The following is a 25,729-nucleotide window of genomic DNA, read 5'->3' as shown; positions in this document are numbered from 1 at the left end:
ATCGCACAAGCATAGACCGCATCACTTATTGCCCGGAAGCCTGCGCCTTTGCCTCGCTCAACAGCGTCTGAATCATCTGCTCCTGAGCGTCATAGCGGCCTTCGCCGAAGTGGCTGTAACGCACCTGCCCCTTGGCGTCGATCAGGTAATGGGCGGGCCAGTACTGGTTATCGAAACTGCGCCAGATCGCGTAGTTGTTGTCGACGGCCACCGGGTAAGTGATACCGAGTTTGCGCACCTGGTCCCTGACATTGCCGGTGATGTGCTCGTAGGCGTATTCCGGGGTGTGCACGCCGATAACCACCAGCCCGTCTTGTTCGTACTGCCTGGCCCAGGCTTGCACATAGGGAAGTGCGCGGCGGCAATTGACGCAATCGTAGGTCCAGAAATCAACCAGCACCACTTTGCCTTTGAGCGCGTCGGTGCTCAGCGGTGGCGAGTTGAGCCACTCGACCGCGCCCGCCAGTGAGGGCATCGCACCCTGGGTGGTTTGGGTCTCTTGGCTGGCCACCTGGTTGGACACCAGGGCAAAGGCTAACAGCAGGCCGGCGAACAGCACCGAGATAAGTCGCATGGCAATTACCTTGTGGCGAGGGGGATGCCCCATTGGAAACCGCCGACGTATCGCGCCTATGTCGAAACCTGCCTGCCGATACACCACGATACAAAATCAACAAAGGGCGATCTGGATCAATAAATCCGAGATCAAGCTCCACTACCCTCGCGACCTTTTGCGACGCAAACCCATGCCATCTGTCATCGCCCCCGAACTGCTCGCCCCCGCTGGCACCCTGAAAAACATGCGCTACGCCTTCGCTTACGGCGCCGATGCGGTCTATGCCGGCCAGCCGCGTTACAGCCTGCGTGTACGCAACAATGAATTTGACCACGCCAACCTGGCGCTCGGTATCCAGGAAGCCCACGCGCAGGGCAAACGTTTCTACGTGGTGGTGAACATCGCGCCGCACAACGCCAAGCTGAAAACCTTCCTCAAGGACCTGGCGCCAGTGATCGACATGGGCCCGGATGCGCTGATCATGTCCGATCCGGGGCTGATCATGCTGGTGCGCCGCCATTTTCCGCAGATGCCCATCCATCTATCGGTGCAGGCCAACACGGTGAACTGGGCCAGCGTCGAGTTCTGGCAGCAACAAGGCATCGGCCGGGTGATTCTGTCGCGCGAGCTGTCACTGGAAGAGATCGAGGAAATCCGCCAACACGTGCCGACCATGGAACTGGAAGTGTTCGTGCACGGCGCCCTGTGCATGGCCTATTCCGGACGCTGCCTGCTGTCGGGCTACCTGAACAAGCGCGATGCCAACCAAGGCACCTGCACCAACGCGTGTCGCTGGAAGTATCAGGCCACGCCGGCGGTGGAAAACGCCGCCGGCGACATCGTCCAAACGTGTCAGCCAACCCTGGGCATCGGCGCGCCGACCGATCAAGTGTTCCTGCTGCAGGAAGCCAATCGCCCGGATGAGCCAATGCCCGCGTTCGAGGATGAACACGGCACGTACATCATGAACGCCAAGGACCTGCGCGCGGTGCAGCACGTGGAGCGCCTGACCCACATGGGCGTGCATTCGCTGAAGATTGAAGGTCGCACCAAATCGCACTTCTACTGCGCACGCACCACCCAGGTGTATCGCCAGGCCATCGACGATGCGGTGGCCGGGCGCGCTTTCGACCGCAGGCTGATGAGCGATTTGGAATCACTCGCCCAGCGCGGCTACACCGAAGGTTTCCTGCGCCGCCACGTGCATGACGAGTACCAGAATTACCAGCACGGCAGCTCGGTGTCGCAACGTCAGCAGTTTGTCGGGGAGTTGACCGGCGAGCGCCGTGGGGAGCTGGCCGAGGTCAAGGTGAAGAACCGCTTTGCCGTGGGCAATCATCTGGAATTGATGACGCCCGCCGGGAATTTTCACTTCGACCTGGCCGTGCTGCACAACGCCAAGGGTGAAGCCATTGAGGTCGCGCCGGGCGACGGGCACACCGTGTATGTGCCGCTCCCGGCCGCAATGGACCTGCGCTTTGGCCTGCTGATGCGCGACCTCTAACGCGTCGCCGCGCAGAACCGGCGGATGGCCTCGCACGCCTGCAGCAACGCGTCATCGTCCAGGGCGTAAGCGATGCGCAGGTACGGCGCCAGGCCGAATGCGCTGCCGTGCACGACGGCCACGTTGGCTTCATCGAGCAAGGCATGCGCCACGTCTTCGTCGGTTTGCAGCCGCTTGCCGGCAGGCGTGGTGCGCCCCAGCAAACCGGCGCAGGAGGCAAACGCGTAAAACGCGCCGCACGGGCGCGCGCATTCCAGGCCCGGCGTGTTGTTTAGAAAGGACACAACCAGGTCCCGCCGACGCTCAAACACGGCCCGCGATTGCTGGATAAACGCCTGCGGCCCGTTCAAGGCAGCAATCGCCGCGTGCTGTGAAATCGCGCTGGCGCCTGAGGTCTGTTGGCCCTGAAGCTTTTCCATCGCCGCCAACAACCAACGCGGTCCAGTGGCGAAACCAATGCGCCAACCGGTCATGGCGTAAGCCTTGGACACGCCGTTCATGGTCAAAACCCGCGGCGCCAACTCGGGTTCAACCTCAGCCAGGGTGTGGAAGGTTTGCCCGTCGAACAGCAAGTGTTCGTAGATATCGTCCGCCAGCACCAGCACATGCGGATGCGCCAAGAGCACGTCGGCCAGGGCACGCAGCTCCTGCTGGCTGTACACCGCGCCGGTGGGGTTGGAGGGCGAGTTGAGGATCAGCCAGCGCGTCGCGGGGTTGATCGCCGCGTCCAGCGCCGCTGGCGTCAACTTGAACCCGTCCTCGCCGCTGCAGGGCACAATCCTGGCAGTGCCGCCGCATAGCTCGACCATTTCCGGGTAGCTGACCCAGTAAGGCGCGGGCACGATCACTTCATCTCCGTCGTTCAACGTGGCGGCGAGTGCGTTGTAGATCACGTGCTTGCCGCCACTGCTGACGATCGTGTCCTGCCAGGTGACAGCCAGGCCATTTTCACGGCGGAATTTTTGCGCGACCGCTTCACGCAAGGCACGCACACCGGCCACTTGGGTGTAGCGCGTGTGGCCATTGCGGATCGCGTCGATACCGGCCTGGCGGATGTGTTCCGGGGTGTCGAAATCCGGCTCGCCGGCGCACAGCGAAATGATCTTCGCCCCTTCGGCGCGGCGGGCGGCGACGCGGTCGATGATGCGGTAGGTGGCAGACGGCTGGGCGTGAGCCAGGCGCGTGTTCAGACGTTCGAGGGTCACGAGTCTTTCCTCTGCAACTGGTGATAACCCAGGGCTTCGCGCGCTTGCTTGAGGGTCTTGCCGGCCTCGAGCTGCGCCCGAATCTGCGACTCCGCGTGTTCAATCTGCCGCGCGGTGCGCGCCACGGCTTCGGCACGGTCGCGGGGCACCACGAGCACGCCATTCGCATCGGCCACCACGATGTCCCGGGCACACACACGGGCACCGCCGATGGCCACCGGCTGGTTCACCGACGCCACTTGCACGCGGTCCTTAACGGTACGCATGTAGCGGCCTCTGGTGAACATCGGATAACCATCGCCCAACGCTTTGCTGACGTCCCGGCACACGCCATCGATCACCGTGGCGGCAACCCCACGACTGCCGGCGTATTGGGTCATGATGTCGCCCCACACGGTGCAGTCGGTGCGACCGGCGTTGGCCAGCACCACCACGTCTCCTGGCAGCACGTCTTCGATAAAGTCGCCCACCGAACCCGGCGGTGTGGCGGCTGGCACGTACTGCACGGTAAAGGCTGGGCCGACGACAGTGCCACGGTAGTTATCCAGCGGTGCGATGCCCAGGCATTGGCCGCAAATGCCGAGTTTATCCATGGCATCCGAGACGCCGGGCGTGTCGAGCCCTTCAAAAAGCGCGACCAGCTGTTGGTCATTCATTGGGCGGGCTCCACACGGATGGCGTCGAATTGGCTGTCGTGCATCACATCGGCCACCGAACGGCCGCTGCGTACTGCTTCGACCATGCCGGCTTCACGGGCGGCGATGCGCTCGCCCAAGTCCAGTACCTGTTCAATCACTGCGACGGGGATGAAAACGCTGCCGCAGCGGTCGGCGATGACGAAGTCGTTTTCCGACACATCCACGCCACCGACGCTGATCGTCACGCCAGCGCCCACCTGCACCACGCGGTGTCGCGCACTGACCATGGTCACGCCACGGCCGTACACCGGGAATCCAATGGACGCGCTGCCGTCGATATCCCGGCTGAACCCGTCGATCACCGCACCGCGAATACTCTTGGCCACGGCGGCATTGGCAATGATGTCGCCCCAGCACGAAACGCCGTCGATGCCTCCGGCGATGACCAGCACGCGGTCATCGCCGGTAATGGCGTCGATCACCGGGGAAATCAGGTGCACGCCGGGAGCGGCGTCGGTCTTGGGCGCCAGCTTGACCGTGCTGGCGCGGCCGACCACCGTGGGGCAGTCCCACAACGGCCGGATGCCCACCACGGCGCCGGGCAGTTGCAGGACATCCAGTGCGTTCGAAACCGTGTTGGTGTCGAGTTCAGCCAAGCGCTGAAGCGGGTCGGGATGCGGCATTGAGGTGAGCCCCTGTTGTGGTTGGGGCTCAAGTCTTACCGAGGGGCGGTGAGCGGTATATTCGTATGTACGTTAGTTGAACATAGGTTAAACCTATGAAAGATCAGATCCTGAACTGACCCACCAACTGCCCCAGGCGCTGGCCCAAATCCGCCAGGCTGCGAGAGGTCTGGGCGCCCAGCTGGGTTTCATCGGCCACACTGTCCACCGCCACGGCGATCTGATGCACGCTGCGGTTGATCTCTTCGGCCACGGCAGTTTGCTCTTCGGCGGCGCTGGCAATCTGCGCGTTCATCGAGTTGATGGTGCCGATCAGTTGCGCCATGGTGTCCAGTGAGGCGCCGGCCTGGTTGGCCTGGGCCGAGGTGCCGTCGCCGGCATCGCTGGAACGGCGCATCGCGTCCACGGCGGCTTCGGTGCCTTTTTGCAGGCGGTCGATCATGCCCTGGATTTCCTGGGTGCTGGTTTGAGTGCGGCTGGCCAACGCTCGCACTTCATCGGCCACCACCGCAAAACCACGGCCGGCCTCGCCTGCTCGCGCGGCTTCGATGGCGGCGTTGAGCGCCAGCAGGTTGGTCTGTTCGGCGATCGAACGGATCACCCCCAGCACGCTGACAATCGACGACACGTCCTGTTGCAGGCTGTCGAGGGACACGCCACTGCTGCGGATGTCATTCACCAGCGCATGAATCTGCGCGATGCTGCCGTCCACCACGCGCTTGGCGGCCTGGCCCTCGGCGTCGGTCTGTTGCGCGGCGACGGCGGCGCCCTGGGCGCTGCGCGCGACTTCATGGGCGGCGGAGGACATCTGATTAATGGCGGTGGCCACTTGGTCCGTTTCGTGACGTTGGCGCTCCATCGCGGTTTCCGAGCGCTGGGCTTGCTCGGACACCTGCCCGACCAACCCGGTGAGTTGCGAGGTCATCTCGGTGATCTGCCGCACCAGGCCGTGGATCTTGTCGACAAAGCGGTTGAACGCACCCGCCAGATCGCCGAGTTCATCCTGGCTAGTGATGGCCAGGCGGCGGGTCAAGTCGCCCTCGCCCGCCGCGATATCGTCGAGGTTGGCTTTCATCAAGTTCAACGGCCGCAGGATGGTATTGGCGGTCACCATGCCCACGGCGGCAATCACCAGCAACACCACCACGGCCACACCGAGGATGCTCAGCAGCACGCCTTCCATGCGTTTCTCGACCTTGGCCTCAACCACCGCCACCTGGGCTTCGATGCCGTCGAGGTTGACCGAGGTGCCAATCACCATGTCCCACTTGGGCAGGTATTCGGTGTAGCCAAGCTTGGGCACCAACTCGGTCTGCCCCGGTTGGGTCGAGCTGTATTGCAGGTAGTGGGTGCCGTCCTTGCCGACCTTGACCAGGTCGCGGTTGACGTAGACGCCGTTGGGGTCGCGGTTGTCCTTGAAGCTCTTGCCCACGCCGTCGGGGCTGTTGCCCTTGAACAGGCGGATGGTCTCGGAGTCGTAGCCGAAGAAGTAGCCGTCCTTGCCGTAGTGGGTGTAGGACAGCAACTTGACCACCTCGGCCCGCGCGGCGGTGTCCCCAGGGGCGGCGGCGTCGTAGAGCGGTTTGATGGTGGTCATGGCCACCTCGACGTAACTTTGCAGGGTGGCCTTGGCGTCGTTGAGCAGGCGCTGGCGGGTTTCATCCACCTCGTTGCGTGCCTGGCCCTGGAGGATCCACACGGTGGTCAGGCTGATGACCACGGCAAACAGCAATACCGGCACTACGGCGAGGGACAGGACTTTGGCCTTCAGACTCAGACGCATGGCTTTTCTCTCTTATTAGTGGCGACTTGGAGAGGCTATCGGCCAACTGCAACGGATCTGTAGGCCACTCGTTACCCGTGGCGCGGGAGGTGTTTCAAATCATTAAAGGGTCATCGCAGCGAGCCAGCCGAATGCCAGCAACGGGATGTTGTAGTGCAGGAACGTCGGCACCACGGTGTCCCAGATATGGTGGTGCTGGCCGTCGATGTTCAGGCCGGAGGTCGGGCCGAGGGTCGAGTCCGACGCCGGTGAGCCGGCGTCGCCCAGGGCGCCTGCGGTGCCGACGATGCACACAATCGCCAACGGGCTGAAACCCAGTTGCACACACAGCGGCACAAAAATCGCGGCGAGGATCGGCACCGTGGAAAACGACGAGCCAATGCCCATGGTCACCAGCAGCCCCACCAGCAACATCAGCAGCGCGCCCACGCCACGGCTATGGCCGATGAATGCCGCCGAGGTTTCTACCAACGAACGCACGTCACCCGTGGCCTTGAGCACTTCGGCAAACCCCGAGGAAGCGATCATGATGAAGCCGATCATCGCCATCATCTTCATGCCTTCGGTGAACAGGTCGTCGGTTTCGCGCCAGCGCACGATGCCCGACACCGAAAAGATCAGGAACCCGGCCAGGGCGCCAATAATCATCGAGTCCAGCCACAGTTGAATGATGAACGCCGAGGCAATCGCCAGCCCGGCCACCAGCAGGGTCAGCGGGTTGTACTGCACGGCCACTTGCTCGACGCGCTCGATTTTTTCCAGGTCGTACACGCGCTTTTTGCGATAACTGACAAACACTGCCACCAGCAGGCCAACCACCATGCCCAGCGCCGGCAAGCCCATGGCGTGGGTGACGTTGACCTGGCTGATGTCGACGCCGCTCTTGGCCACGTTGGCCAGCAGGATCTGGTTGAGGAAGATGTTGCCGAAGCCCACCGGCAGGAACATGTACGGCGTGATCAGGCCGAAGGTCATCACACAGGCGATCAGGCGACGGTCCAATTGCAGCTTGGTCAGCACATACAAAAGCGGCGGCACCAGCAGCGGAATAAACGCGATGTGGATCGGCAGGATGTTCTGCGAGGCAATTGCCACGACCCACAGCAGACCGATCAGCAACCATTTGACGTGGCTGCCGCCCGTGGCTTCCTGGCGATCGACCAGCATCAGCGCCTTGTCTGCCAGGGCATGGGCCAGACCGGACTTGGCAATCGCCACCGCGAAAGCGCCGAGCAAGGCGTAGGACAACGCCACGGTCGCCCCGCCGCCCAAGCCGCCGTTGAAGGCTTTGAGCGTGGCCTCGATGCCCAGGCCACCGGTCAAGCCACCCACCAGGGCGCCGACAATGATGGCGATGACCACATGCACGCGGGACAAGCTGAGCACCAGCATGGTGCCGACCGCGGCGATGACTGCGTTAATCATGGTTACCTCAAGACAGAAACATAAAAAACAGGCATGCCCGCGCCCGGGCGGCCATGGGGTTGGCTGCCGGCGTGCAGGCTTTAGGAGGTCTTATTAGAGGGCGCGCACTTTGCAGCAGGCGGGCGCGCATGTCAAAAAACGGCGTCGTTTTCAGCGTTCAATTGAACGTTTAAATAATAAAGAACGGCAAAACGCGGCCGATAGCCTGACTCTCTGTGTTTTCAGGTTAAGGATGCTCCTCGATGTTCCTCAGACAGCTCTCCATTCAATGGAAAATCACCCTGCTCGCCGGCCTGTGCCTGCTGGGGATCGTGACCCTGCTGGTGGGTCTGTCGCTGTATCGCATGGAGCACAGCTCGCAGCAGGTCAAAGCCTCGAGCATGCAGATGCTCGACGAGTCCGCCCAGGCACGCATCGAGGCCCAGGGTGAGGTGCAGGCGCTGGGCATTCGCCAGCAGTTCATGGACGCCTACCAGTACGGCCATGGTTTTGCCCGTCAGGTACTGTTTTTGCGCGAACAGGCGGAAAAACGCTTCCTCGACGCCTTCGACACCCGCGAAGACCTGACCCGCCAGGTCAAGGCCGCGCTCCAGGCCAACCCGGACCTGCTCGGGTTGTCGCTGGTGTTTGAAGCCAATGCGCTGGACGGCAAGGATGAGCTGTTCGCCAATCAGGCGGAACTGGGCAGTAACGACAAAGGCCGTTTTGCCCTGTACTGGTCGCAACCGACGCCCGGCAAATTGACCTCCATGTCACTGCCCGAAAGCGACATGTCCGATACCCGCATTGGGCCCAGCGGCGAGAAAGCCAACGCCTGGTTCACCTGCCCGCGCACAACCTTGAAACCCTGCGTGATCGAGCCGTACTTTTATGTGATCGACGGGCAAAACGTGCTGATGACCAGCATCGTGTTTCCGCTGATGGTCAACGGCAAAGTCATCGCCTCGCTGTCGGTGGACATCAACCTCAACAGCTTGCAGGCCGTGAGCCAACAGGCCAGCCAGAAGCTGTATGACGGCCAGACGCAAGTCAGCATCCTCAGCCCCACCGGTTTGCTCGCCGGCTACAGCCCGGATGCGAGCAAACTCAGCCAGCGCCTGGATAAAGTCGACACGGCCAGCGGCGCGCAATTGATCAACGCACTGGCGGCCAGCACGCAGATCCGCAGCGTGCGCACCGACCATCAACTCAAGGTACTGGCGCCGTTCGCACCGATTCCCGGCGGCAAGCCGTGGGGTGTGTTGCTGGATGTGCCGGAAAAAGTCCTGGTGGGCCCCGCCGAGGCACTCAAGGCGCAACTGGATGCCGATAACACGCGCGGCACCCTGCTGGAACTGAGCCTGGGCCTGCTCGCGGCCGTGGTCGGCCTGGTACTGGTGTGGCTGATGGCTCGCAGCGTGACCCGACCCATCCTTGGCGTGGCTCGCATGCTGGAAGACATCGCCAGCGGCGAAGGCGACCTGACCCGTCGCCTGGCCTACGACAAGCAGGACGAACTGGGCCAACTGGCCGGCTGGTTCAACCGCTTCCTCGACAAACTGCAACCGATCATTGCCCAGGTCAAACGCTCAGTGCAGGACGCCCGCGGCACGGCCGACCAATCCGCCGCAATTGCCACTGAGACCAGCGCCGGCATGGAGCAGCAGTATCGCCAGGTGGATCAGGTGGCCACCGCCTCCCACGAAATGAGCGCCACCGCCCAGGACGTGGCCCGCAGCGCCGCCCAAGCCGCACAAGCCGCGCGCGACGCCGACCAGGCCACCCGCGAGGGCTTGACCGTGATCGACCGCACCACCACCAACATCGGGCACTTGGCGGCGGACATGAGCACCGCCATGGCTCAGGTCGAAGGCCTGGCGGCCAATAGCGAGAAAATCGGTTCGGTGCTGGAAGTGATTCGAGGCATTGCCGAGCAAACCAACCTACTGGCACTCAACGCCGCCATCGAAGCCGCCCGCGCGGGTGAGGCCGGCCGTGGATTTGCCGTGGTCGCCGACGAAGTACGCAACCTGGCACGGCGCACCCAGGAATCGGTGGAAGAAACCCGCGTGGTGATCGAACTGCTGCAAAACGGCACCACCGATGTGGTCGGCTCCATGGGCAACAGCTATCGCCAGGCCCAGGGCAGCGTCGAGCAGGTCGGCCAGGCGGTCACCGCCCTGCGCCAGATTGGCGAGGCGGTCACGGTGATCAGCGACATGAACCTGCAAATCGCCAGCGCCGCCGAAGAGCAAAGCGCAGTGGCCGAAGAGATCAACAGCAACGTGGCGACGATCCGCGATGTGACCGAGTCGCTGTCGGAGCAGGCGAATGAATCGGCGCGGGTGAGCCAAGCGCTGAACAGCCTGGCGAATCAGCAGCAGGGGTTGATGGATCAGTTTCGCGTGTGAGTGAGTTGCACAGATTCTGACCCTTGAGCAGGTCCAATGTGGGAGCGGGCTTGCTCGCGAATGCAGTGTGTCAGTTGCCGAATTTGCTGGCTGACACTCCGTATTCGCGAGCAAGCCCGCTCCCACATTTTTATATTTTGTGGTGTATCAGGCCTGGCGCTTGGGCAATTCGATCAGCACCCTCAAGCCACCCAACTCACTCTCCTGCAACTGCAACACTCCGCCCCACACCTCGACGATATCGCGCACAATCCCCAGCCCCAGGCCATGGCCGTCGATCTGTTCATCCAGGCGCGTACCCCGGCTGAACACCTGGTCGCGCTGACTCTGCGGAATGCCCGGCCCGTCATCTTCAACGGCCAGCAAATAGCTGTGCGGCGTTTCGCTGATGCTCAAGCGTATTTCCGCATCCGCCCATTTGCAGGCGTTGTCCAGCAGGTTGCCCAACAGCTCCAGCAAGTCTTCACGGTCCCAGGGCAATTGCAGGCCGGGCGTGACGTGGTAACTCAAATCCAGGTGTTCACCGTGGATCATGTTCAGCGTGGCCAGCAGGCCGGGCAGCTCTTTTTCGCAATCAAACAAGGCACCTGGCAGGGTTTCGCCGGCAAGGCGCGCGCGGTTGAGTTCGCGATTCAGGCGTTGCTGCACTTGCTCCAGCTGGTCGCGCAAAAGCTTGCCCAGTTCGGGATGGGCCTTGAGCTGCTCACTGGAGGCCACGCTCAAGAGCACGGCCAACGGCGTTTTCAGCGCATGCCCCAAGTTGCCCAACGCGTTGCGCGAGCGCTTGAGGCTGTCTTCGGTGTGAGCCAGCAGGTGGTTGATCTGCGCCACCAGGGGTTCCAGTTCCAGCGGCACTTGAGTGTCGAGTTGTGAGCGCTGGCCTTGTTGCAGTTGAGCGATCTGTTCGCGGGCGGTTTCCAACGGGCGCAAGGCGCGGCGCACCGTGACCCGTTGCAGGATCAGCACCAGCAGCAATGCCGCAAGGCCCATCACCAGGCCGATCTGACGCATCAGACGGAAACTTTCCCGCACCGGCGTGTAGTCCTGGGCCACGCTGATGGAAATCGACTGGCCAAAACGCTTGTAGTCCGAGCGCAACACCAGCAGTTGCTGGCCTTCCGGGCCCAGTTGCAGGTTGCCCTTGAGACCGGCTTCCGGCAGCCGGGGCAATTCCTGGTCCCACAACGAACGGGAACGCCAATGGATGTCGGCAAAATCAATACGGAAATAATGCCCGGAAAACGGCCGCTGATAGGCCGGCGACAAACGTTGTTCATCCAGTTGCACCCCGTTCGGGCCGCGCACCAGCGCCACCAGCAGGTTTTCGCTGTCGTTGCGCAAGCCCGCTTCCAGGTAGCGCTGCAAACCGGCCTCGAACAACCACAGGCTGGTTTGCGCCAATACCACGCCGACGATCACCATCACGCTGATCAGCCCCAGGCTCAGGCGCCGCTGAATCGACCTCATGCAGGGCTGGCGCCAAAGCGGTAACCCTGGCCGCGCCGAGTCTCAATCACGCTGCGGCCCAGCTTGCGACGCAGGTGGTTGACGTGAACTTCCAGCACATTGGAGTCACGCTCGGTCTCGCCGTCATAAAGATGCTCGGCCAAATGGCTTTTCGACAGGATCTGTTCCGGGTGCAGCATGAAGTAGCGCAGCAGGCGGAATTCGGCGGCGGTCAGCTGGATCTCTTCGCCGTCGCGCAGTACACACTGGCGGCCTTCATCCAGGTGCAACCCGGCAGCTTGCAAGGTGGGCTGGTTGGCGTGGCCATGGGAGCGGCGCAACAACGCCTGGACACGCAAGTGCAGTTCTTCGGGGTGAAAGGGTTTGCTCAGGTAATCGTCGGCACCGGCCTTGAGCCCTTCGATGCGCTCGGCCCAGGAGTCGCGCGCGGTGAGAACCAGCACGGGCGTGGCCAGGGCGGCTGCGCGCCATTGAGCCAACACGTCCAACCCCGGCAGGCCGGGCAAGCCGAGGTCGAGAATGATCAGGTCATAGGGTTCGCTGCGGCCCTGATAGGCGGCATCGCGCCCATCGGCCAGCCAGTCGACGGCATAGCCCTGGCGCTGCAGGCCGGCCAGCAGTTCATCGGCCAAGGGAACGTTGTCTTCCACCAGAAGCAGGCGCATCAGTCGTCTTCCTTATCTTTGAGCAGCACGCCGGTGGTCGCATCCAGCTTGATCTCGCGCACCACGCCTTCGGTGGTCACCAGCTCCACCTCATAAGCATATTGGCCGTGTTTTTTTTCAAGCTCGGCTTCCAACAACCGAGAGCCGGGGTAGCGCGCCATGGCCTGTTGCAACAGTTGCTCGAGCGGCAGGATCACGCCCTGCTGGCGCAGTGCCAAAGCTTCATCCTGGTTGAGGTCGCGGGCCGCCAGGCTGGAACAAAAAGCCAGGAGCACCAGCACCATCAAACCACTGGCGCGTCGATATACCTTCATTACGTTTCCTGATGATTCTTGAGCACGTGCCCGCTGAGCGCGTCCAATTCGACTTCCCACTCGATGCCGTCGGCATCTTCCAGTTCGACTTGGTACAAGTACTTGCCGTAGGCCTCGTCGAGGTCGGTGTCCAGCAGGGTCGAACCTGGGTGAAGTGCCAGGGCCGTGGCTTCCAGCTGATCAAAGGCGACGATTGTAACAGTGCCAGGCAATGTCAGTGGTTTGTCAGGGTCCACTGCCCAGGCCTGTGCCGAGGTGCAGGCGATGATACCGGCGGCGACCAGCGCTGTGAGGCGCTTCATGGCAAATCTCCGTTTCAGGATGTTTTTCCTACGCAGGCCAACGTACCCGCTGCAACTTAACTGAAACTGAATTGCCACCATGGCATTTTTCAATCGCCCTCTTTTACCCATCACCCGCGAGTTTTCCTATACTGCCCCGCTCGCTTGAACAGAGACTGGTATGACAGCCATCCACATCAAATTTCCCGCGTTGACGCTCAAGGCCGGTAAACGCGCCTTTGCGCGCATTCGCGAACAGGGCCTCAAACCTGCGGATGTCGGCATCCTGCCCGGCGCGGCCGGCGGCCCCAAGGCATTGGGCATCCAGGGGCTGGACCTGGCCTTGTTCGGCGACTGGTTGCCGCGCGCGCCACGCGAGCGTGCGCTGATCGGCGCCTCCATCGGCTCCTGGCGGTTTGCCAGCGCCTGCCTGCCCGACCCGGTGCAAGGCCTGCTCGACCTCGGCCGCCTGTACAACGAACAACGCTTTGCCAAGGGCGTGACCATGGCCGAGGTCAGCCGCAGCTGCCAGCGCATGCTCGATGACTTGCTCGCAGGCCGTGATGCACGGGTGCTGGACAACCCCGACTATCGCCTGAACATCATGGTGGTCAAAAGCCACGGCCTGCTCGCCGATGACCATCGCGGTCGGCTCGGTCTGGGCCTGTCGTCCGTCATCGCCGACAACCTGCGCGGCCGTGCGCGGCTGGCGCGGCACTTCGAACGGCTGATCATCCACGACCCGCGCCAGGCGCCGCCGGTGCATCCGCTGAAGGACTTCCCTTCGCGCTTCCTCGACCTGGACCTGCGCAACTTGCGCCAGGCACTGCTGGCGTCCGGCTCGATCCCCATGGTGATGCAAGGCGTACGCGACCTGCCCGGCGCGGGCGCCGGCACTTACCGCGATGGCGGCCTGCTCGACTATCACCTCGACCTGCCCTACCACGGCGATGACATCGTGCTGTACCCGCACTTCACCGACCGGGTCATCCCCGGGTGGTTCGACAAGGGCCTGCCGTGGCGGCGCAGTAATCAACAGGGCTTGCAGGACGTATTGTTGCTGGCCCCATCCAAGGACTACTTGGCCCGCCTGCCCCACGGCAAGCTGCCGGACCGCAGCGACTTCAAGCGCTTCATGGGCGATGACCCGAGCCGCAACAAGTACTGGCAAACCGCGATGAGCGAGAGCCGACGGTTGGGCGATGAGTTCCTGGAACTGGCAGATAACGGCACATTGGGCGAGCACTTGCTGGCGCTATGACCAAGCGGTATGCGCGGCGAAGGATCAAGCTGTTAAACTCGCCGCCTGCCAGATACCTGACCGAGCTGAAAATACCGTGGAAATCTTTAAAGAATTTACCTTCGAGTCCGCCCATCGCCTGCCCCACGTGCCGGACGGCCATAAATGCGGACGCCTGCATGGGCATTCGTTCAAGGTGGCGATCCACCTGAGCGGCGACCTCGATCCGCATACCGGCTGGATTCGCGACTTCTCGGAGATCAAGGCGATTTTCAAGCCGCTCTACGAGCGCCTCGACCACAACTACCTCAATGACATCCCAGGCCTGGAAAACCCGACCAGCGAGGTGCTGGCCAAATGGATCTGGACTGAGCTCAAACCGCTGCTGCCGGAACTCAGTGCGATTCGCATCCACGAGACCTGCACCAGCGGCTGCATCTATCGCGGCGAGTAAGCGATGGCACGTTGAAGAACCACCTGCGGGTGGTTTTTTTATGCCTGGAAAACCTCAGTGTAAAGCAGCCTTGACATGGTAATTGATCATACCTAACGTAAAGCACACTTTACTTATGGAGAGAGTCATGTCGCCCAAACGCTTTCTGATGGAATTCGCAGTCGTCATGGTGGTGTACATTTTGTGCGTCGTGGTTTCCAGCTCGCTCGTTCGATCCATGCCTGACGGGGTCGCCAAAATCGCCCTGGCGTTGCTGCCGGTGATTCCCATGATCGCGATGGCGGTTTCGATCGTCCGCCGCGTGAACGCCATGGATGAAATGGGCCGCAAGATCCAACTGGATGCTCTCGCTGTGGCGTTTGTCTGCACCGCACTCACGACGTTCAGCTACGGCTTTCTGGAAACCGCCGGTTTTCCACGCCTGTCGGCCTTCATGGTGTGGCCGATCATGGGCGGCGTCTGGTGTGTGGCCACGATCGTCGGCACAAGGCGCTACCAGTGAATAATCAGCTGCGCCAGTTGCGCGCCGAACGGGGTTGGTCCCAGGCCGACCTTGCACAGCGCCTGGAGGTTTCGCGCCAGACCGTCAATGCCATCGAAACCGGCCGCTATGATCCGAGCTTGCCGTTGGCGTTCAAGATCGCCAAGGTGTTCGAGCGCAGTATCGAGGCGATCTTCGAAGCACCAGCAGACTGAGTCATTTGTTACAGGAGCACACTGCAATGATGCGCCCCGCCATCCCTGATGACGTTGCTGCCATTAAGGCCATTGTCGAAGCCGCCTACTCGCCCTACATCGAGCGGATCGGCCGCAAGCCCGGGCCGATGCTTGAGGACTATCAGCTGTTGGTCGAGGCTGGCGGCGTTTACGTGCTGGACAACGCCGGGAAGGTTCAAGGGTTCATTATCCTGCTCAAGGGCGAAGGCGCTTTGCTGCTGGACAACCTCGCTGTAGCACCTGACGCCCAGGGCTTGGGATTCGGACGACTGCTGATGGATTTTGCCGAACGACGCGCCATCGACGCCGGCTACGCAGCGATTTACCTGTACACCCATGAAACCATGACCGAGAACATCGCGTTGTACACACGCCGTGGCTACGTGCAAACCCATCGCGCCGTGGAACAGGGTCTGCGCCGCGTGTACATGACCAAGCGCCTTTAGCAGCAGCTGATCCAATTTGTATCACCGCTGCACCGCTTTCGTGCCCGACTGGGCACAAAGACCACTGTTCCCTGCGACTCTCCCCAATGTGGCTATAAATACTGTGCACGGTGCACAGCATCTTGCGTGCGCCTGTCACTTCTGCCGATTTGGCACGCGCGGTGCAACAGGCCTGCGTCACTCATTCAGGGAGCAGGGCCATGACTCAGCAAGAACCGGGCAACGATTACCCCCTCAGCGAAGTGCCGATGCATGCGCGCAAGGGCCTGGCATCCACCGCCATGGTGCTGCTGGGGTTCACGTTTTTCACCGCGACCATGTTTGCCGGCGGCAAGCTGGGCGTAGCGTTCAGTTTTACCGACATGCTCGGCGTTGTGGCCCTGGGTAACCTGTTGCTGGGCATTTACGCCGCGGGCCTGGGTTACATCGCGTTCAAGAGTGGCTTGAATTCAGTGTTGATGGGCCGCTTCTGCTTTGGCGAGGTCGGCAGCAAGCTCAGCGACTTGATCCTCGGCTTTACCCAGATCGGCTGGTACGCCTGGGGCACGGCCACCGCCGCCGTGGTGCTGGGCAAGTATTTCGAGCTTAGCCAGGGCAGCGTGTTGGGCCTGATGGTGCTGTTCGGCATGGTGTTCTGCGCCACGGCGTATGTGGGGTATCGCGGGCTGGAGGTGCTGTCCTACATCGCGGTGCCGGCCATGGGTATCTTGCTGTTTCTGTCGATGTGGGTCGCCACGGTAAAAGTCGGCGGGCTGGACGGCCTGCTGGCAGTCGTGCCGTCAGGCGAGCTGGATTTGTCCACCGCGATCACACTGGTGTTTGGCACTTTTGTCAGCGGTGCGACCCAGGCTACCAACTGGACGCGGTTTTCCCGTTCGGCCAAGGTCGCGGTGCTGGCCAGCCTGATCGGATTTTTTATCGGCAATGGTTTGATGGTACTGATCGGGGCCTATGGCGCCATCGTCTACCAGCAGCCAGACGTGGTGGAAGTGTTGTTGCTGCAAGGCTTCGCGATGGCGGCCATGGCCATGTTGTTGCTCAATATCTGGAGCACCCAGGACAACACCATTTATAACTTTGCCGTCGCCGGCTGCAACTTGCTGCGGACCCGTCGCCGCAAGACCGTGACCCTGGCCGGTGCGGTTATCGGCACCCTGCTGGCGCTGCTCGGCATGTACGACATGCTGGTGCCCTACCTGATTTTGCTGGGCACAGTGATCCCACCGATTGGCGGCGTGATAATGGCAGACTTCTTCTACCGCTATCGCGGCCAGTACCCGCGCCTGGCCGAGACGCGCCTGCCGGCATTCAATTGGCCTGGGCTGGTGGCGTACGCGGTGGGCACGGTGCTGGCGTTCCACTCGCCCTGGGTGGCGCCACTGGTGGGGATTGTTGCCGCGTCGCTGACCTACGTCGTGCTGACCGCCGTGCTGCGTGTGCGTGCGCCGCTGGCTGATGCCCCGGCATGAGCCTCACCGTCGCCGATGTACTGGCCCTGCCCGGCCTTGAATCGATGCGCCTGCGCGCAGGTGACAGCGGCCTGGATAACGCCGTGCGCTGGCCGTATGTCGCGGAAAACAGCGGGATTGCCGAGTGGGTACTGGGCGGCGAGTTGGTGTTCGTCACCGGCATCAATCACCCACGCGATGAACCCAACCTCCTGCGTTTGCTTGAAGAAGCGTGCCAGCGTCAGGTTGCCGGTCTGGTGATCCTCACCGGGCCGGCCTATATCCAGACAATCCCCCAGCGCCTGTTGAGCGCCGCCGAAGCGGCCGGCATGCCGCTGATCGAGCAGCCTTACTCGCTGAAAATGGTGCTGGTGACACAGGCGATTGGTTCGGCGCTGATCCAGTCCGAGCAACTGGGCCGTTCGCAACACGACGTGCTGGAACGCTTGCTCGCCGGTGATTATCAGTCCCTTGAGGTGTTACTGAATCGGGCAGCGCAGCTGGGCATGTCGCTGGCCGGGCATTGGCAGGTTGTCCAGTTGCAACTGGAGGGTGGCGAGGCATTATTTGCCCAGGGTGATACTGCGCAGACGGAGGCGCAATTGGCCCGGCAGCACGACAGTATCGCGCGTCGATTGCGCCAGTTCTCGGCGCAGCATCATGCAGCATTGCCGATTGTGGGCAGGGCTGGGCACTGGACATTGTTGCTGCCGGCCACCGATGCCGTGCAAGCGTTGGCCAATCGCCAACAATGGGTTGCCTGGCTTAACCCCTTGAACCTGCGGCTGGCCCCTTTGAAACTGTTTATCGGCCTGAGTGCCGCTGCCCACCCACCCGCGAGCCTGGCTCAGGCGCAGGATGAGGCACGCCAGGCCTTGGCGGCGGCGCGACGTTTCAGCGACCGCGCCGGGCTTTGTGTGTATGACGAACTCGGCGTATTGAAACTGCTCAGTGGCGTGCGTGATCGCGCCCTGCTCGACCAGTTTCTCAATGAGCGCCTGGGCCCGTTGTTGCGCCACGACCGCCACCATGGCCCTTGCCTGATGCCGACCCTGGAAGCCTGGTTTCACGAGAATGGTAACCTTGTGGCCGCCGCGCAGCGCCTGGCCCTGCACCGCAACACGGTGACGCACCGCGTCCAGCGTATCGAAGCCCTGAGCGGGCTGACGCTGGGCAACTCATACGACCGCCTGGACATCGGAATAGCCCTGATGATCTGGCGGCTGACTGCCTGATTGTCTTTAGCCAAGAGGAACTTGCCCATGCATATCATCAACGCCCGCCTGCGCAACCGTGAAGGCCTGCATGATCTGCACCTGGAACACGGCCGGATCGCCAGCATCACTTCGCAAACCGAGGTACCTGCTTTAAGGGCCGGTGATTTGGACGCCGCTGGCAACCTGGTCATACCGCCTTTTGTTGAACCCCACATTCACCTCGACGCCACCCTTACGGCTGGCGAACCGCGCTGGAACATGAGCGGCACGCTGTTCGAAGGCATCGAGTGCTGGGGCGAGCGTAAAGCCACGATCACCCAGGAAGACACCAAGACTCGCGCCAAAAAAACCATCCAGACCCTGGCAGCCCACGGCATTCAGCATGTCCGCACCCACGTCGACGTCACTGACCCCGAGCTCACGGCACTCAAAGCCATGCTTGAGGTACGCGAAGACAGCTCGCACCTGATCGACTTGCAAATCGTCGCCTTCCCCCAGGAAGGCATCGAGTCCTACCGCAATGGCCGCGAGTTGATGGCCGAGGCCATTCGCCTGGGCGCCGACGTCGTCGGCGGCATTCCGCACTTTGAGTACACCCGTGACCAAGGCGTCAGCTCGGTGAAGTTCCTCATGGACCTGGCCGAACGCACGGGTTGCCTGGTGGACGTGCACTGCGACGAAACCGATGACCCTCACTCGCGCTTTCTCGAAGTGCTGGCCGAAGAAGCCCGCAGCCGCGACATGGGCGCACGCGTCACCGCCAGCCACACCACGGCCATGGGCTCCTACGACAATGCGTATTGCGCCAAACTGTTTCGCCTGCTGGGGCACTCAGGAATCAGCTTCGTCTCCTGCCCCACCGAAAGCATTCACCTGCAAGGCCGCTTCGACAGCTTCCCGAAACGCCGCGGCGTGACCCGCGTCAACGAACTGCTCGACGCCGGCATGAACGTATGCTTTGGCCAGGATTCGATCGTCGACCCTTGGTACCCCTTGGGCAACGGCAACATCCTGCGGGTCCTGGAAGCCGGTTTGCACATTTGCCATATGCTCGGCTATCGCAATCTGCAAAGTGCTCTGGACCTGGTCACCGACAACAGCGCCAAGGCCATGGCCCTGGGCGAGCGTTATGGCCTGGAGCCGGGGCGCCCGGCCAACTTGCTGATCTTGTCGGCAAACAGCGACTACGAAGTTATTCGCAGCCAGGGCCTGCCGCTGTACTCAATCCGCAATGGCAAAGTGCTGATGAAACGGCAACCGGCGCAGGTGGAGTTTTTGTAACCGGCCTGTCTACACAATGGAGTCGAGGTCGAGCGGATGCACCTTGCCTGAACCGTCATGAATCGGCGCAGGAATACTGGCAACTTGCGCCAACTCACGGTTTTCACGGTGGCTGAACCAACGCTTCAGGCTGGGTTGCAGGTGCGCGCGATCGGCGTGACTGCCATACACGTCGCGGGCGTCCAGGCGCCGCCAGCGCAGGGACTCCAAGCGTTGGCGACTGGTGCGCAACCGGTCAATTTCTGCGTTCAACGCCTGGCTATGTTCGTGCCCATAGCCACGCTGGTTTGAGGGGCGGCGACGGTCCAGCTCGCGGTTCTTGTCGCGCAACTGCGCAGTCATGCTCTCAAGGGCACGGCCCAGCAGCTCAAATTCTCTCTGCGTGACCAGAGGCCCTTGGCTATCAACGGTTTGTTGCCAGCGACGCAACGTGGCCCAGGCCGCCGGAATGTAACTGGCCGTCATGAAGTGCTGGCTGGCCTGAAACAGTTGTTTCAGCACGTTGGCGCGGTTGGGCATGTCACCTTGAAGTTGCAAGGCACGGTTACAACCGGCCTGCAGAATAGACTCACAACCGGGCGTCCATAACACCGAGGAATGCGTGCCATCGGCCAGTTTGATCGGCATGAAGTGCTGCTGTTCGCCGTGATGCTGGTAGGGACTGCCACCCACACGCACCAGGCCGGCGGCAAACAGAAGCCCACCCGGACCGGGTGCGCTGAACAACGCCACTACACCCGGAACCCAGAGTTTTGCGGTGGTGTTCATCCACGTGGCCGGAACGCTGGGCACCGGGTCGTTGTGGTTGACGATGCGATGGTGGACCAGCGCTGAGGCGCCTTCGGTGAACTCGGCGTCGGCGGCGCGGGGTGCGCCGTAGGTGTAGAGGAGAATGTTGTACTGAGTGTCGGGGATTCGTCGCAATCCTTCTGCCAGGAGCAAGGCGATGGCGCCGCCGAGGCTGTGGCCGCAGATTACAATGCGCTGGCCGCTGTGAAACTGCTCGAGGTATCGCAGAATAAAATCGCGCATCGCTAGATACGCCTGATAGAAGCCCTTATGGGCTTTGCCCACGCCGTCAGAAAACGGCACTTGGTGGGCGTCGGCGTCTCGCAGTGCATCGGCGCCGCTGGCGGTGCCTCGAACAGCGATCAGGATGACTTCAGCGTGATGAGTGATGAACGCCTGAGTGTCCGTTCCGAACTGCTCATCGTTGAAAAAATGCACCAGAGCAGGATGCTCCTGTTTTGCGCCAAGCTCAGAGCGGTTCTGTGGGTACACGTCAGGGTCGAAGGGCACGATCTCAAAACGCTGGGAGTATGGGACTTCCTCATAGAGCGGGTAAAAGCGCTGCACCTGCTCGCGATCAACATTCCAGGCTTCTTGATAGGCCGAAAGCTTTTCGACGAACAGATTCCCTATGCCGGGATCCAGAGGAAAGCTGACTTTATCCACCGGATTCGTTGGAGGCTGCTGGCCAAAATCGCAGTAACTCAAGGTAGCCATCAGCGCCAATTGGTAGAGGTTCAAGGCGCAGAAACGATCCTCTGTGGATAGCATCGGGCGCAGGGCTCGTAAAGGTCGTACTTCCAGCACGGTATGCAGGTTGGGGAACAACACCACACCAGACAAAGTCGGCTGAGGCGGACCGAAGCCCAACTCAGCCATCATTTTTAACGCATGGCGTTGAGGTGGGTAAGTGCGGGGCGCCAACGGCGGTAAGTGAGCAACATGCCGGACCAGGTCGCGCACTTCTACCTGATAAAACCGGTCCGCTTTGCGCTGTGCAGGATTTCCCTCGATACGCTGGCCATCAGCAGTGCAAAAGCGGGTTTGTTCGGCCCGTGCCTGGAGTTCGGTGATGGGCAATTTGTAAGTCTTGCGCGTACTCAATTCAAAATACGGCTGCTCATTCCCAGCGTACAACCCCTCCAGAATAAGCACGACGGGACCGCAGTAAAACCCTTGTAGCTTGGCAAACCCCTCCCCAGTCAGCCTGCCATTGTACGAGTGGCCCGTACTGTCATAGACAGTGTAAGCAAGCCCGCCGTAGGCCTTCCCACTGCCCGTTTCATCAACCAGACAAAAGCTTGCCCAATGTCCTTTCAATGCACATGCAGGCATGTTGCTGCTGAAAAAAGCTTGCTTGCGCGCTTCTTGATTCATGACTCGACTCCTTGTCAATTACAGGTGGGATAGACATCACAAGTGCGTCCATCCGGCATCTTTATAGGTTTGAAGTCCTTGTTATCGGGCTCGCAAGCTCCCTGCTGATCCTCAAAGCTTTTACCCCTGCAGCGTTTCCACCCTCCCGGTACAGCTATCCACCGCCGGTCAAAAGCCGGTTCTTCCTGATCTGAAAGCGCCAGTTCCAGCCTGACTTTTTTTCCAGGTAACAGCTCTCGTTGCACGACACCGCCCGCTCGAACTTTCTGCCGCTGCCCTCCTGCGTCCAACGCTCTGCACTCCAGAATTTTTCTGATTGCATGCAAGGGCCCCACCGTGCGAAAAAACCACCTGCATTGACCGGCCAGCTCCTGCACACCTGAGCCGGGCATCCCTGCTACGCGCTCAGATTCGACAGGATCTGCGAAATAGATAGCGGCTGAATCTCCACCGACATCTGCGTCGCGCTCGCCCCATTTCGCATAAATGTCGAACTCCACGCTCTTCAACACCGATGGGCATCCCTCGATGGTTTCAGTCAGCGGCAGGTCATAGCTCACTCGTTCGGCCACCGGTTTGTAATCAGCAATAAAGATCTTCCGCTCTGGCCTCTTGCCTCGACGTCGCGGCAAGGTGCACAACTGGTCCCTTGCAGGACCGTAGTTAGCCGCCCCTGTAAACCGAAACTCCGCAGGCAAATCCACCTCCAACGTGAAGTGATTGACCGGCCCCACCGCACATCCCGAAAGCCATCCCGCACCCAGCGCGACCAATGCACCACGCAGCCGCTTATCCATGCATACCTCCCAGCCTGCGCCACTGCGCCGATACTCGTTCGAAGTGGTCCCCAGGCGTTTCTCCTTGCATTGGCTGCCACTGAATGACGCAGGTACGCGTTGCCTCTTCCAACCTGCGCATTACCAGGAACTCAAGCTGTTGCGGCGCACGCCATTGCCACGCACGAGCCTGTTCCAATACCTGAGATAACCAGATTCGAGGGTCCTGGAATTCAACCAGTGCGGCGAGGTCTTCGCTGTGCTCGGTCAGCAGGTAACGCAGGACATTGGCGTGCAGGATGGCCGCCGTATGGGGGTTGGGGGTGTTGAGCCAGGGTGCCGGAACTGGCACCGGATACTCACCGGGGGCCGGATTATCGCCGTGGTGCCAATGGCCCTCGTGCCAGTAGCACACGCTGATCAGCGGGCCGAGGAACACCGGCCAGTGCTCACTCGGCAGATGAGCCAACACGCGAGCCAGGGTTCGATTGTCATGAAAGCGATACAACGCCTGGCTGCCCTCGAGCCCTACCAGCATGCGCTCGCGCCAATGTCGGGCCGCACCGGCCAGGTCGTCGTCGGGCAGGCTTGCCAACCAACCCCAGTCAGACTGCGGGTGCTGCAGCAGGTCGAACAGCGCAGGCTCACTTGCCTGCTCCAATAGCAGGATCACCGGACCAACCGCTGCCAGTTCGGCCACAGCGCTCTCACCGTAGAGACTGCAATATTGCGACAGATTACGGGCTGCCAGCAGCGGCTGGCGTGCCTCATGGTTGCCGTCAAGGATCAGACACAGTCGGCGGCCCGCTTGTTGCTGTTGGGCCATCCAGCGGCCAGGCGTGCTCTGCATCAAGCAGCCCTCCGCTTGATAGCGCACTGGCCTTCGCGGCATTGCTCGCACACAGGACAAAAATCAGCCCCCAATTGCCGGGCCAACGCCATGACGAGGCCTTGCGCAACCGCCATTTTCGGGCCTGTTGTTGCTGAAAAGGGGCTCGTTGATGAATTCGGGGGTGGCAAGCCGCCGACGGTAATGGGTTTGCTGGTGAAAATACCGCCGGCCTGAACCAGCACATACTCACCCCCAGCCCTGAGGCTCAGTTGCGCGCCCGCATCGATGACCAGGCTGGCACCTGCCTTGAGATGGATTTGTTGCCCGGCTTCTATGACCAGCAAACGCCCTACCCGTGTCTGACTGTCGCCCTGCACGTCCAGGTGATCATGCGCTTTGAGCTCGACATTGCGATCACCCCCGATATGACGACGCTCGCCGCTTTGCAGGTGAGCCGTGCTCAGTCCACGGATGATTTCGTGGCGCTCTCCGACGACCTCCAAGCGACTGTCGTGCCCCACTTTCTGCTCCAGATCACGCTGAGCGCGCAAGTAGATGAGTTCCTCGCCACGGCGATCTTCAAGGTGCAGTTCGTTGGCTCCCCCGCCGCCCGGCGAACTGCGGCTGCGCAAGACACTGCGGGTACCGTGCTGCGGCAAAGGATAGGTCGGCATGTGCAACGCATTGGGCAGGCAGCCGTTGATCAATGGCCGGTCGGGATCGCCCTCCAGGAAGGTCACCAGCACCTCCATGCCCACGCGCGGAATCATCATTGCGCCAAAGCCATCCCCCGCCCAACCGGACGCTACCCGTACCCAGCAGCTGCTTTTGTCATCGGCGTTTTCCAGGCGATCCCAATGAAACCGTACTTTCACCCGGCCATAGGCATCGCAATACACCTCTTCGCCCGCAGGCCCTGTCACTGTGGCGGTTTGACTGCCATTGATGGTCGGCTTCGGGTGCTTCAGAAGAGGCCGATAAGGCGCGCGCCAGGGTGTGGCGATGAACCGGTTGCGGTAGCCCTGGAATGCGTCCGTCTCAACCACCGCTTCCTCAAGTACCTGCGGTTGATAACCCTCATGACGCACTGATGTGATCAACCAAAGGTCGTTGCAGGCCGGATCGGGGTGATCACGCAGTTCGAGGAAATGGCCGCAGCTCAACGCAGCTTGATCACTGCTGCCCAGCGCGTGATGACGGTCGCTCTGATGGCGCTCCAGGCTTCGGCGCGTCAATTGTTTGCCCCGTGCAGGGTCAAAGAAGCCACCAGGGTAGCGATAATCCTCCAAAGGTTGCGCCCAGGCAGTGCCTGCCGTGTCGTGCAAGCGCAACAACGGGTGCTCGAAATCATGATCGCGGCGAGCCGTATGCCGAGTGCGGGTTTCCAGGCGCACCTCGAAACCCTGGATCACCCCCGATTCGTCGACATAGTCATGCACCGGACAGTAGCGCTGCGCAGGCAAGCGCCGAAACACCGTCTGGTCGTCACCAAACACCAGCACGTGATTGTTCGTGCTGTGGCGGAAATGGTAGTGAATGCCCTCCTCTTCGCACAGGCGCTGGATGAAGTGCAGATCGGTTTCAGCGTACTGCACGCAGAACGTGCGTGGCGGATAGACCACCGGGCCGAGTTCGAAGCAATAGGCGTCGGCAAGGATACCGTGATGCTCAAGCACCGCAGCGATGATCTGCGGCACACTGCGCTGCTGGAAAATCCGCTGGTCACGCCGGTGGGCCAGGCACGCCAGCCGGGGGGCCAGGGTGAGGTGATAACGGGTCAGCCGCGCGCCCGGATCATCACGGCCGATGGCGTGGATTTGCCCATGCAGCCCTGCGTCCGCCGTGCCGAAGTCAAGATAGGCAGGCTGATGGAGCAGTGCCTCAAGGTCCAGCGAGGCGTTTTCACTGACTACCTGCAGTTGAATGAAATAAGGCTGATCAATGACTTCATTGCCTTCAAAAGCGAGCACTTGAAAGTCGCTGGCAACTTCTGGAAGTATCAATTTGAAACGTGTTGACATTAACGCACTCACCATCCGTAGTTACCCATCATCACATAGTTGACTGAAAGGCTTTCTCCCGTCGGATGTTGATCGAACAGCTGGGAAAAAGCGCCTTAACGCAGTGAAGCTTAGCGATTTCACGCGACATTCGGCTCTTCAAAAACAAAAAAGAAGTTTCGTACATTGGGGTCGGAAGTGTCTTTTACGAAACATTACAGCGCGTTAATAAAGCAACTAC

General features: G+C 61.4%; 23 protein-coding genes and 2 pseudogenes. 11 read left to right on the top strand and 14 right to left on the bottom strand.

All coding sequences use genetic code 11. The annotated features are described in order from the left end of the window. Window positions 1-25: 25 nt before the first annotated feature. A pseudogene (locus C4J83_RS10540) lies at window positions 26-484 on the bottom strand (thioredoxin family protein); the annotation flags it as partial. Window positions 485-746: 262 nt separating this feature from the next. Between C4J83_RS10540 and trhP the strand changes: the two are divergent. Further along, window positions 747-2,060, top strand: coding sequence for a prephenate-dependent tRNA uridine(34) hydroxylase TrhP (gene trhP / locus C4J83_RS10535; protein WP_124416967.1), 1,314 nt, complete (start codon window positions 747-749; stop codon window positions 2,058-2,060). Here trhP and C4J83_RS10530 read toward each other — a convergent pair. From C4J83_RS10530 to C4J83_RS10510, 5 genes are all read right to left on the bottom strand, one after another. Further along, window positions 2,057-3,265 carry a pyridoxal phosphate-dependent aminotransferase gene (locus tag C4J83_RS10530; RefSeq protein ID WP_124416966.1) on the bottom strand — a complete coding sequence of 403 codons (1,209 nt, stop codon included), beginning with the start codon at window positions 3,263-3,265 and terminating at the stop codon, window positions 2,057-2,059. The two genes, trhP and C4J83_RS10530, sit on opposite strands and share 4 nt — an antisense overlap. Beyond that, window positions 3,262-3,921 carry an RraA family protein gene (locus tag C4J83_RS10525; protein ID WP_124416965.1) on the bottom strand — a complete coding sequence of 220 codons (660 nt, stop codon included), beginning with the start codon at window positions 3,919-3,921 and terminating at the stop codon, window positions 3,262-3,264. The genes C4J83_RS10530 and C4J83_RS10525 overlap by 4 nt, the downstream gene beginning before the upstream one ends. Beyond that, window positions 3,918-4,586 (bottom strand): RraA family protein, encoded by a 669-nt coding sequence (locus C4J83_RS10520; RefSeq protein ID WP_124416964.1) that lies wholly within the window; start codon window positions 4,584-4,586, stop codon window positions 3,918-3,920. Before C4J83_RS10520 ends, C4J83_RS10525 begins: the two co-directional genes overlap by 4 nt. 103 nt (window positions 4,587-4,689) lie before the next feature. Continuing rightward, complete coding sequence (gene ctpM / locus C4J83_RS31255; protein ID WP_124416963.1) at window positions 4,690-6,369, bottom strand: methyl-accepting chemotaxis protein CtpM; 1,680 nt, start codon at window positions 6,367-6,369, stop codon at window positions 4,690-4,692. A gap of 102 nt (window positions 6,370-6,471) precedes the next feature. Then, window positions 6,472-7,791, bottom strand: coding sequence for a Na+/H+ antiporter family protein (locus C4J83_RS10510; RefSeq protein ID WP_164487975.1), 1,320 nt, complete (start codon window positions 7,789-7,791; stop codon window positions 6,472-6,474). Window positions 7,792-8,036: 245 nt separating this feature from the next. On the opposite strand from C4J83_RS10510, the pseudogene C4J83_RS31080 reads away from it, so the two are divergent. Further along, window positions 8,037-9,278: pseudogene (locus C4J83_RS31080) on the top strand (PDC sensor domain-containing protein); the annotation flags it as partial. A 150-nt stretch (window positions 9,279-9,428) separates the two neighbouring features. Further along, window positions 9,429-10,184, top strand: a complete 756-nt coding sequence (locus tag C4J83_RS31075; protein WP_370004744.1) for a methyl-accepting chemotaxis protein — start codon at window positions 9,429-9,431, stop codon at window positions 10,182-10,184. A gap of 147 nt (window positions 10,185-10,331) precedes the next feature. Here C4J83_RS31075 and C4J83_RS10500 read toward each other — a convergent pair whose 3' ends face one another. From C4J83_RS10500 to C4J83_RS10485, 4 genes are read right to left on the bottom strand one after another with little or no spacing between them, the layout of a single operon-like run. Further along, window positions 10,332-11,651: a sensor histidine kinase gene (locus C4J83_RS10500; RefSeq protein WP_124416962.1), complete on the bottom strand. Its 1,320-nt coding sequence runs from the start codon at window positions 11,649-11,651 to the stop codon at window positions 10,332-10,334. Next, a complete protein-coding gene (locus C4J83_RS10495; protein ID WP_106580083.1) occupies window positions 11,648-12,316 on the bottom strand; it encodes a response regulator transcription factor in 669 nt (222 codons plus the stop codon). The genes C4J83_RS10500 and C4J83_RS10495 overlap by 4 nt, the downstream gene beginning before the upstream one ends. Continuing rightward, entirely contained in the window at window positions 12,316-12,630 is a 315-nt protein-coding gene (locus C4J83_RS10490; protein WP_106580082.1) for a PepSY domain-containing protein, read from the bottom strand. Before C4J83_RS10490 ends, C4J83_RS10495 begins: the two co-directional genes overlap by 1 nt. Continuing rightward, complete coding sequence (locus C4J83_RS10485) at window positions 12,630-12,932, bottom strand: PepSY domain-containing protein (protein WP_124416961.1); 303 nt, start codon at window positions 12,930-12,932, stop codon at window positions 12,630-12,632. Before C4J83_RS10485 ends, C4J83_RS10490 begins: the two co-directional genes overlap by 1 nt. Window positions 12,933-13,092: 160 nt before the next feature. Here C4J83_RS10485 and C4J83_RS10480 point away from each other — a divergent pair, with 160 nt between their 5' ends. The 8 genes from C4J83_RS10480 (at window position 13,093) to codA (ending at window position 19,714) form a co-directional block, all read left to right on the top strand. Continuing rightward, a complete protein-coding gene (locus tag C4J83_RS10480) occupies window positions 13,093-14,172 on the top strand; it encodes a patatin-like phospholipase domain-containing protein (protein WP_124416960.1) in 1,080 nt (359 codons plus the stop codon). A gap of 76 nt (window positions 14,173-14,248) precedes the next feature. Next, a complete protein-coding gene (queD, locus tag C4J83_RS10475; RefSeq protein WP_017736453.1) occupies window positions 14,249-14,605 on the top strand; it encodes a 6-carboxytetrahydropterin synthase QueD in 357 nt (118 codons plus the stop codon). Between the two features lie 127 nt (window positions 14,606-14,732). Then, complete coding sequence (locus C4J83_RS10470) at window positions 14,733-15,107, top strand: hypothetical protein (RefSeq protein ID WP_106580079.1); 375 nt, start codon at window positions 14,733-14,735, stop codon at window positions 15,105-15,107. Further along, window positions 15,104-15,301 carry a helix-turn-helix transcriptional regulator gene (locus C4J83_RS10465; protein ID WP_106580078.1) on the top strand — a complete coding sequence of 66 codons (198 nt, stop codon included), beginning with the start codon at window positions 15,104-15,106 and terminating at the stop codon, window positions 15,299-15,301. The genes C4J83_RS10470 and C4J83_RS10465 overlap by 4 nt, the downstream gene beginning before the upstream one ends. Window positions 15,302-15,327: 26 nt before the next feature. After that, entirely contained in the window at window positions 15,328-15,768 is a 441-nt protein-coding gene (locus C4J83_RS10460; protein ID WP_124416959.1) for a GNAT family N-acetyltransferase, read from the top strand. Window positions 15,769-15,968: 200 nt separating this feature from the next. Next, window positions 15,969-17,237 (top strand): cytosine permease, encoded by a 1,269-nt coding sequence (gene codB / locus C4J83_RS10455; RefSeq protein ID WP_124416958.1) that lies wholly within the window; start codon window positions 15,969-15,971, stop codon window positions 17,235-17,237. Continuing rightward, window positions 17,234-18,451, top strand: coding sequence for a PucR family transcriptional regulator (locus C4J83_RS10450; protein WP_124416957.1), 1,218 nt, complete (start codon window positions 17,234-17,236; stop codon window positions 18,449-18,451). Before codB ends, C4J83_RS10450 begins: the two co-directional genes overlap by 4 nt. Window positions 18,452-18,478: 27 nt before the next feature. Then, window positions 18,479-19,714, top strand: a complete 1,236-nt coding sequence (codA, locus tag C4J83_RS10445; protein ID WP_124416956.1) for a cytosine deaminase — start codon at window positions 18,479-18,481, stop codon at window positions 19,712-19,714. A gap of 9 nt (window positions 19,715-19,723) precedes the next feature. On the opposite strand, the gene C4J83_RS10440 is transcribed toward codA, so the two are convergent. The 4 genes from C4J83_RS10440 to C4J83_RS10425 are packed head-to-tail and all read right to left on the bottom strand — an operon-like array spanning window position 19,724 to window position 25,524. Beyond that, window positions 19,724-21,880, bottom strand: coding sequence for a lipase family protein (locus C4J83_RS10440; protein ID WP_124416955.1), 2,157 nt, complete (start codon window positions 21,878-21,880; stop codon window positions 19,724-19,726). 14 nt (window positions 21,881-21,894) lie between these two features. Further along, entirely contained in the window at window positions 21,895-22,677 is a 783-nt protein-coding gene (locus C4J83_RS10435; RefSeq protein WP_119739408.1) for a hypothetical protein, read from the bottom strand. Further along, the gene (locus C4J83_RS10430; RefSeq protein WP_124416954.1) at window positions 22,670-23,506 is read right to left on the bottom strand and encodes a DUF4123 domain-containing protein; all 837 of its coding nucleotides are present in this window, start codon (window positions 23,504-23,506) and stop codon (window positions 22,670-22,672) included. The genes C4J83_RS10435 and C4J83_RS10430 overlap by 8 nt, the downstream gene beginning before the upstream one ends. Next, on the bottom strand, window positions 23,506-25,524 hold the full coding sequence (locus C4J83_RS10425; RefSeq protein ID WP_124416953.1) for a type VI secretion system Vgr family protein: 2,019 nt from the start codon (window positions 25,522-25,524) through the stop codon (window positions 23,506-23,508). The genes C4J83_RS10430 and C4J83_RS10425 overlap by 1 nt, the downstream gene beginning before the upstream one ends. Between the last annotated feature and the right edge of the window lie 205 nt (window positions 25,525-25,729).

The sequence above is a fragment of the Pseudomonas sp. LBUM920 genome, from assembly GCF_003852315.1.
GTDB lineage: Bacteria > Pseudomonadota > Gammaproteobacteria > Pseudomonadales > Pseudomonadaceae > Aquipseudomonas.
Note: the sequence above shows the minus strand (reverse complement) of the source record. Positions and strands in the feature narration are given on the sequence as shown.